The 7,186-nt window shown below is 68.6% G+C and carries 8 protein-coding genes; 3 read left to right on the top strand and 5 right to left on the bottom strand.

Features of this window, described 5'->3' with window-relative positions:
• A partial coding sequence (locus ABEA33_RS21560; protein ID WP_486348358.1) for a beta/alpha barrel domain-containing protein occupies positions 1 to 468 on the top strand: 468 nt, incomplete at its 5' end.
• 28 nt (positions 469 to 496) lie between these two features.
• Here the strand turns inward: ABEA33_RS21560 and ABEA33_RS21555 are convergent.
• Entirely contained in the window at positions 497 to 1,384 is an 888-nt protein-coding gene (locus ABEA33_RS21555) for a crotonase/enoyl-CoA hydratase family protein (protein ID WP_345529091.1), read from the bottom strand.
• 16 nt (positions 1,385 to 1,400) lie between these two features.
• On the opposite strand from ABEA33_RS21555, the gene ABEA33_RS21550 reads away from it, so the two are divergent.
• Positions 1,401 to 1,838 carry an SRPBCC family protein gene (locus ABEA33_RS21550; protein ID WP_345529090.1) on the top strand — a complete coding sequence of 146 codons (438 nt, stop codon included), beginning with the start codon at positions 1,401 to 1,403 and terminating at the stop codon, positions 1,836 to 1,838.
• 14 nt (positions 1,839 to 1,852) lie between these two features.
• Here the strand turns inward: ABEA33_RS21550 and ABEA33_RS21545 are convergent, their stop codons facing one another.
• Complete coding sequence (locus ABEA33_RS21545; RefSeq protein WP_345529088.1) at positions 1,853 to 3,304, bottom strand: MFS transporter; 1,452 nt, start codon at positions 3,302 to 3,304, stop codon at positions 1,853 to 1,855.
• Between the two features lie 112 nt (positions 3,305 to 3,416).
• Between ABEA33_RS21545 and sodN the strand changes: the two genes are divergently transcribed.
• Entirely contained in the window at positions 3,417 to 3,818 is a 402-nt protein-coding gene (gene sodN / locus ABEA33_RS21540; RefSeq protein ID WP_345529087.1) for a superoxide dismutase, Ni, read from the top strand.
• A gap of 6 nt (positions 3,819 to 3,824) precedes the next feature.
• Here sodN and ABEA33_RS21535 read toward each other — a convergent pair whose 3' ends face one another.
• The 3 genes from ABEA33_RS21535 to ABEA33_RS21525 are packed head-to-tail and all read right to left on the bottom strand — an operon-like array spanning position 3,825 to position 7,123.
• Complete coding sequence (locus tag ABEA33_RS21535) at positions 3,825 to 4,304, bottom strand: nuclear transport factor 2 family protein (protein ID WP_345529085.1); 480 nt, start codon at positions 4,302 to 4,304, stop codon at positions 3,825 to 3,827.
• Positions 4,301 to 5,719: an FAD-dependent oxidoreductase gene (locus ABEA33_RS21530; protein WP_345529084.1), complete on the bottom strand. Its 1,419-nt coding sequence runs from the start codon at positions 5,717 to 5,719 to the stop codon at positions 4,301 to 4,303. Before ABEA33_RS21530 ends, ABEA33_RS21535 begins: the two co-directional genes overlap by 4 nt.
• Positions 5,720 to 5,722: 3 nt before the next feature.
• On the bottom strand, positions 5,723 to 7,123 hold the full coding sequence (locus ABEA33_RS21525) for an aldehyde dehydrogenase family protein (RefSeq protein WP_345529083.1): 1,401 nt from the start codon (positions 7,121 to 7,123) through the stop codon (positions 5,723 to 5,725).
• Between the last annotated feature and the right edge of the window lie 63 nt (positions 7,124 to 7,186).

Raw genomic sequence — 7,186 nt, 5'->3', positions numbered from 1 at the left:
GGGGCGACTGGAGCCGACTTTCAAGTTGGCATCAGGCTGTCCGCAGAGGGGCAGGGGATCCTTCTCGCCGAGGCGAGGAGGCTTGCCCATGACCTGATGGCATCCGGGCTCATCGATTACCTCGACCTCTCCCTGTGGGACGCGTTCAAGACTCCTCGGGAGGTCGGCAACGAGGGACGGTTGATGGACTACTTCACCGATCTCCCCCGACACGGCGTTGCGCTCGGGGTCGCGGGCAGGGTGCGCTCGACGCAGGACGCTGCAGAGTTGGTGGACCGCGGCGCGGACTACGTCTCGGTGGGCACGGGTGCGATCGTTCACCACGACTTTCCGCAACGTGCACTCGCCGACCGTGGGTTCGTGTCCCGCCCCCGACCGGTCCCGGCCGCACATCTGGCCGCAGAAGGTGTTGGCCCCGCGTTCATCGCCTACCTGGCCGAGGGATGGACCGACTTCGTGTCTGCGTGACCGAGGCCTCGGACACGGCCCTACCGTGTCACACTCCCCGCCAGGCGGGGGCGCGCTTCTCCGCGAAGGCTGCCGCGCCCTCTGCGGCGTCTGCGGAAGCAAAGACTTCGTCGATGATCGGGCGCTGGTGCTCCCATCCTCGTTCCGTCCCCCAGTCCGTGCCGGCGTGCGCCACCTCTTTCGTCCTGCGGACGGCCAGCGGGCCGTTGGCGGCGATCATCTGCGCGAGGGAGATGGCCGCGCTGAGTGCTCCGCCCGGTTCGGCCACCCGGTTGACGAGGCCGATCTCGGCGGCGCGACGCGCATCGATCGGCTCGCCCGTCATCAGCATCTCTAGTGCGATGGCTCGAGGAATGCGCTGCGGGAGCAGGAGGGCAGCGCCAGCTGCCGCGATGAGACCACGCTTGACCTCGGGTACGCCGAACCGTGCCGTCTCGGCGGCGACAACGAGGTCGCACGCGAGCACGAGCTCGAATCCGCCGGCCAGCGCCCATCCCTCGACCGCGGCGATCAGAGGCTTGCGCGGAGGTGTCACGGTGATACCGCAGAGCCCGCGTCCCTCGAAGGACGGCTGCTCGCCCCGGAGGAATGCCTTGAGGTCCATGCCGGCCGAGAAGTGACCGCCGGCGCCTGTCAGCACCCCTGCGTGCAGCTCCTCGCTTGCGTCGAGATCGTCGACGGCGTCCCTGATGCCTTCGGCCACCGCCAGGTTGAGTGCATTGCGAGCTGCGGGTCGATTGATCGAGATGACCTGAATGCCACCGACGCGTTCGACGATCACCGGGGTCAGGACTTCGGTCACGACTTCCTCCGTTGCTGCCGCGCGGGGCGGCTCTCGAGTCCGGAACGCGCTGAGTCCTTGACCGTCCGGCTGGCCCGCCCCATAATCCAACATCATTGGATACGCGACGGTCAACCGGTGAGGGGATCACATGAGTCGGGCCTACTTCTCGACGGTCGTCGCCGCTCCCGTGGACGCCGTGTGGGACGTGCTCGGCCGTTTTGAGCGCATCGCCGACTTCGTCGGCAAGCTCGACCATGGAGAGCTCGAAGGCGGCGGCGAGCCCGTCATCGGTTCGGTTCGCAGGCTCTCGATCGCCACGGGTGGAGTCGCCCGCGAGCGGTTGGTGAGTATGGATGCGTTGGATCGCTCGTACCGCTACGAGTTTCCTGCCGAGTCGATCCCGTTTCCGGTGCGTGCCTACCTCGCCACCATCCGGGTCCGCCCCGTGACGAGCGCTGACGCTACGTTCGTGGAGTGGTACGGCGACTACGACTGCGATGCGGACGTCGACCGGGAGATGCGGGAGGCGTTCGTCGGTCGCTACGCCGCCTTCACCGCAGATCTTGCGCGTCACCTGGGCGTGTAGCTCGTCAACCGCAGCTACCGAGTGTGTCCCATCGGAAGCATGCCCAGCTCGGCGTTGTCGGCGTCGCGCAGCGGGCCGTCCGTGGGCTGGACGTGGGAGTCGGGAAGAAGGAGGGCTGCGACGGCGGCGGCGAGCATCGCTGCGCCGAGGAGCGCGAACCCGATCACGTAGCCAGACTCGGACGGGAAGCCCGCGGTCGTGGAGTGGGCGGTGACGACGCCGGCCATGACGGCTGCCCCGATCGAGCCTCCGATCGTGCGGATGTTGGCGTTCATCCCACTGGCGACGCCGGTCTGGCTCGACGGCACGGATCCGACCACGACGCCTGCGATCACCGCGAAGACGAGGCCGACGCCCACGCCGACGGTCGTCATGAACAGACTGACCTGCCACGGGTGATCGTGGACGAATGCGATCGCGACGTAGGACGCCGCGCCGATCGTGCAACCGACCGCAGTCACGAGGCGGGAGCCGAACCGGCTCACCAGTGGCGCCGTGAAGAAGCCGACCGCGAACATCGCAAGTGCGGACGGAAGCAGGAGGCGTCCGGACTCGCTGATCGAGGAGCCGAAGCCGTAGCCGGCGCTGCTCGGGGTCTGCATCAGCTGCGGGAGGAAGGCGAAGGCCGCGAACATGCCGAACCCCAGCAGGGCGGTGACGACGTTCGAGGTCCAGACGCCGCGCAGCCGCATCATGTGCATGTCGATCATCGGCACGGGTGCTCGCAGCTCGACGGTGATCCAGAGTCCGGCGACCAGTGCCGCGATGGTCACCAGCCCGAGAATGCGCGTCGACGACCACCCCCACGAGTTTCCCTGGCTCAGGGCGAGCAGCAGCGCCACGAGCCAGGTGGAGAGCAGGAGAGCCGGCAACAACGGCAGCCGGCGACGCTCACGCGCGGGCGAGTCGGGTATCCAGCGGTACGCCGCGGCGGCAGCAAGGCACGTGGTGACCATCGGGAGCCAGAACAGCCAGGAGAGGCCGAGGGACGAGACGATCGGTCCGGAGGCGACGATGCCGACGCCGTACCCGAGCGAGCCGATTGCGGCGAGCATGCTGATCGCGCCGGAGACGCGCACATCCTCGAACTCGTCGCGGATGATCCCGAACGACAGCGGCATGACGCCACCGCCAGCTCCCTGGACGACCCGTGCGGCCACCAGCCAGCCGAGCGAAGGCGCCAGCGCTGCCATGGCGGAACCGACACTCAGGGCCACGAGCGTGATGACGAGCATCTTGCGCTTTCCGACGCTGTCCCCGACCCGCCCGATCAGCGGCGTGAGGATGGACGCGGACAGGAGGTAGGCCGTGAGCACCCAGGTGACGGTGCTCTGGTCGGTGTCGTAGTCGCGCTCGATCTGCGCCAGCACGGGGACCAGGAGCGACTGCAAGGCTGAGAAGGCAAGGATCGAGCTGGCGAGCACGCCGAAACAGATCCGCTGGCGCTGTCGACCGGTGGCGGGCACGCGTCACTTCCTCCGTTCGGTGGCGGACACCACCTCGTGGCATGCTAACCGGAACCCAACAATGATAGATATATGGCGTGCCGCACGTGCGGCACCTGACGAGAGGACCTGCATGTTCGCGCGATTGTTCGCCCCCACCCTCGAGGTATCCGCCCACTGCGACCTCCCCTGCGGCGTCTACGACCCCGCACAGGCCCGCATCGAGGCCGAGTCGATCAAGGCCATCATCGCGAAGGTCGCGGACAACGACGACCCCGACTTCCGCACCCGGGCGATCCTGATCAAGGAGCAGCGCTCCGAGCTGGTCAAGCACCACCTGTGGGTGCTGTGGACCGACTACTTCAAACCCTCGCACTTCGAGAAGTACCCGCAGCTGCACACCCTGGTCAACGAGGCCACCAAGCTCGCCGGCGCCTCCGGCACCAAGGGTGAGCTCGACGCCGGCAAGGCCGACGAGCTGCTCGCGAAGATCGACGAGATCGCCGAGATTTTCTGGGAGACGAAGAGGGCCTGAGCGAAGTCAGGCGAGCGTGCTTCCTGCGTTGTAGGCGGCGAGGTCCATCCGCTCGGCGATCCGCCACTCGCCATCGACGTCGCGGACCAGTACGTCGTCGTAGCGGCCGTGCTGGTGGACCTCGCCCGTCGGGGACAGCACCACGAAGTACGCCGTACCGGTCGCCCGGTCCACGGTGTACGACGTCACCAGGGCGTTGATCGTCAGGTGCCGGTAGACCGGCGAACCGGGCGTCTTGGTGGCGATCGTGGCGAGGTCTGACCGGCCGCGTACCTTACCGTCGTCGCCGAGGACGTCGAGCCCGCGCTCCCGAAAAGAGGCCGCGGTGTGGCCGAACGACGAGATGTCGGTCCAACCGTCCTCCGTGAAGCAGTCGGCGTACGCCGTGCCGTCCTCGAGGTCGGCGGCGAGTGCGTAGCGGGCGTAGAGCTCGTAGATCGCCAGGCGGTCCGCCACCTCTTGGCTGCCGCGGCCGGCCGCCGTCATGCCGAGATCCCCGCGAGCGCCGTGCGTGCCGCCGTACGACCGAAGACCAGCGCGTTGCCGATCGAGGCGCCGCCGCCGGCGTAGACGTCGGCATCCAGACCGCCGGCCACCTCACCGCCGGCGAGGAGCCCGGGGATGGGGCGACCCGCCCGGTCGAGCACGCGCGCGTACTCGTCGATGCGCAGCCCCGCGAAGGTGATGCCGATGATCGCGGGCTTCAGCTGGACGGCGTAGAACGGGGCCGTCGAGATCGGGAGCAGCAGATCGGGCTTCTTCTCGAAGGCGCTGTCGTGACCGTCCGCGACGTCGACGTTCCACTTCTCCGCGGTCGCCTCCAGGCCAGCCGGGTCGATGCCGGCGAGCTCGGCCAGTGCGCGGAGCGAGTCGGCCGCGAGAACGGTGCCGTTCTCGATCTGCTGCCGCAGCATGGCGACCGTCCAGTTGGACTCGAGCTCGACGCCGAGTCCATAGGGATCGAGGAACTCCTGCTCGCCGACCAGGGTGAGGGCAGCCTCGTCGAAGACCGCCCAGCAGGTGCCTCCGGGCTGCTTGCCGATCACGTGGGGCATCACGCAGTAGGTGTCGGTCTCGTCCACGAACCGGTGGCCGTGCTGGTTGACGTACACGATCCATGGCGGGGTGAAGGCGTCGTTGAGACGTCCGAAGTTGGGGGTCTCGAGGAGTGTTCCACCGTGACCTCGCAGCTCGCCGCCGAGGGCGAGTCCCATCCGCGCACCGTCGCCGACATTGGTGTCGGGCCCGAGATACCAGTGCCAGTCTCCGTGCCGGGTCGCCTCAGGCCAGTACTCGCGGAGCATCTCCTGGCCCGCCCCGAAGCCGCCGGAGGCGAGGACGACCGCGTCCGCCGCGATCTCCTCCCCGTCCTCGAGAACGACGCCCAGGGCTGCGCCTCCATCGGACAACAAGGACGCGACCCGCGCAGAGGTGCGGATGGTCGCGGTGGGCTGTTGCTCGACGGCGGTCAGCAGGGCGGCGACGATCATGGCGCCGCCGGCCGGGCCGAGGTCTCTGGTGTCGCCGGTCGGCATGTGGCCGCGGGCCTCGAGCTCCAGACCGGCGACGTACAGCCGCTCGGGCTGCCAGGTGATCCCCAGCTCCTCGAGCCAGCCGATGACCTCGCGGGTGCCCTCCGCAGAACGACGCAGCAGCCGTGGTTCGAGCTCGTGTCGGCTCACCGTCATGTAGTAGTTGATGAGCGCGCTAACGGAGTCCTCGATGCCACGAGCCTTCTGCACATGGGTGTCCGCGGCGTACACGACACCGCCGGCCCGGGCCGTGGCGCCGCCGACCTGCGCAGCTGCCTCGAGGACGAGGACCTCAGCGCCACCCCTACTGGCCTCAAGCGCGGCCGCGAGACCAGCACCGCCAGCACCGACGACGACGATCCGCGCCACGGTTCAGCCCCTCGCGGTGTGGACGACCTGCTGCTCGGTGAACGAGAGCAACCCGTCCTCGCCGTTGGCGACGCCGACACCGCTGTGCTTGGCGCCGGAGAACGGCGCGTTCGAGGGGAGCATCGCGTGGCAGTTCACCCACGCGGTGCCGCACTCGAGCTGCTCCGCGACCGCCTTGGCGCGCGCCACGTTCTTCGACCAGACCGAGCCCGACAGGCCGTACTCAGTCGCATTGGCCCGCTGGACGGCCTCCTCGACCGTCTCGTACTTGAGCAGCGGGATCGCGGGGCCGAACTGCTCCTCGTCGACGATCCGGAAGCCCTCGGCCACATCGGCGAACACGGTGGGCTCGAAGAAGTAGCCGGCACCTTCGACCGGCTTGCCGCCGGCGACGACTCGGGCGCCGTTGTCGACGGCGTCGGCAACGAGCTCGGAGACACGGTCCAGCTGCGGCTTGGTGGTGAGCGGGCCCATGGTCGTCGTGGGGTCGGTGGGGTCACCCGTCTTCGTGGCCGCTGCGGCTGCGGCGAAGGCCTCGACAACCTCCTCGTACCGGCTGGAGGGCACGAAGATGCGCTTGGGGATGCAGCAGATCTGGCCGCAGTTGAACATGGAGAACGCGAACAGTGTCGCAGCGGCCACGGGGATGTCCGCGTCGTCGAGGATGATCGCGGCGTCATTGCCCCCGAGCTCCAGGGTCACTCGCTTGAGGTCCTGGGCAGCGCTGACGGCCACAGATCGTCCGCCACCGATAGAGCCGGTGAAGCTGACCTTGCGCGGCGTCGGGTGCGCAGTCATCAGCTTCCCGAGCGCGTCACCGCCCGTGACGATGTTGATCACGCCGGGAGGCAGGACAGACGCCCCGATCTCGCCGAGGAGGAGCGTCGAGAGCGGGGTGAACGGCGAAGGCTTGAGCACGACGGTGTTGCCACCGCGCAGCGCCGGCGCGATCTTCCAGCTCCACATGCCGACCGGGCCGTTCCAGGGCGTGATCGCGGCGACCACGCCCATCGGTCGGTGCGCGACCTCGATGAGTGCGGTCTCATCGTCCTGGATGACCTTGTGCGGCCACTCGAGCTCGGCGTAGTAGCGGATCCAGGGGCCGACCGACGCGACTTCACCCGCCGCGACCGCCAGCGGCTTGCCGGTCTCCTTGACGAGGAGTGCGACCAGCTCGTCGTGCCGCGCCTCGACGGCGTCGGCCAGGTCGCGCAGTGCTTGGCGGCGTACGCCGTCGTCCGTCCGCCAGGTGGTGAACGCGTGCGCCGCCGACGCCATCGCCTCGTCCAGCTGGGCGGGCGTGCACTCGGGCGCGGTCGCGGCGACCTTGCCGGTCGCCGGGTTGACGACGTCGAACGTCTCGAAGGTCTCGGCAGGCTTGCCGTCGATGGTCATGCTCAGCATGGGAAGTTCCTCCACGTCGGATCGGTGTCCACGGATTCAGCTCATTCCGGCGCAGGGGTTGCG

Source organism: Nocardioides endophyticus (genome assembly GCF_039543845.1).
Classification (GTDB): Bacteria; Actinomycetota; Actinomycetes; order Propionibacteriales; family Nocardioidaceae; genus Nocardioides; species Nocardioides endophyticus.
This window is presented reverse-complemented; position numbering and strand designations above follow the sequence as displayed.

Coding starts and splice junctions, on each gene's coding strand:
- ABEA33_RS21550 (WP_345529090.1), top strand. CDS start 1,401: ATGAGTCGGGCCTACTTCTCGACGGTCGTCGCCGCTCCCGTGGACGCC.
- sodN (WP_345529087.1), top strand. CDS start 3,417: ATGTTCGCGCGATTGTTCGCCCCCACCCTCGAGGTATCCGCCCACTGC.
- ABEA33_RS21535 (WP_345529085.1), bottom strand. CDS start 4,304: ATGACGGCGGCCGGCCGCGGCAGCCAAGAGGTGGCGGACCGCCTGGCG.
- ABEA33_RS21525 (WP_345529083.1), bottom strand. CDS start 7,123: ATGCTGAGCATGACCATCGACGGCAAGCCTGCCGAGACCTTCGAGACG.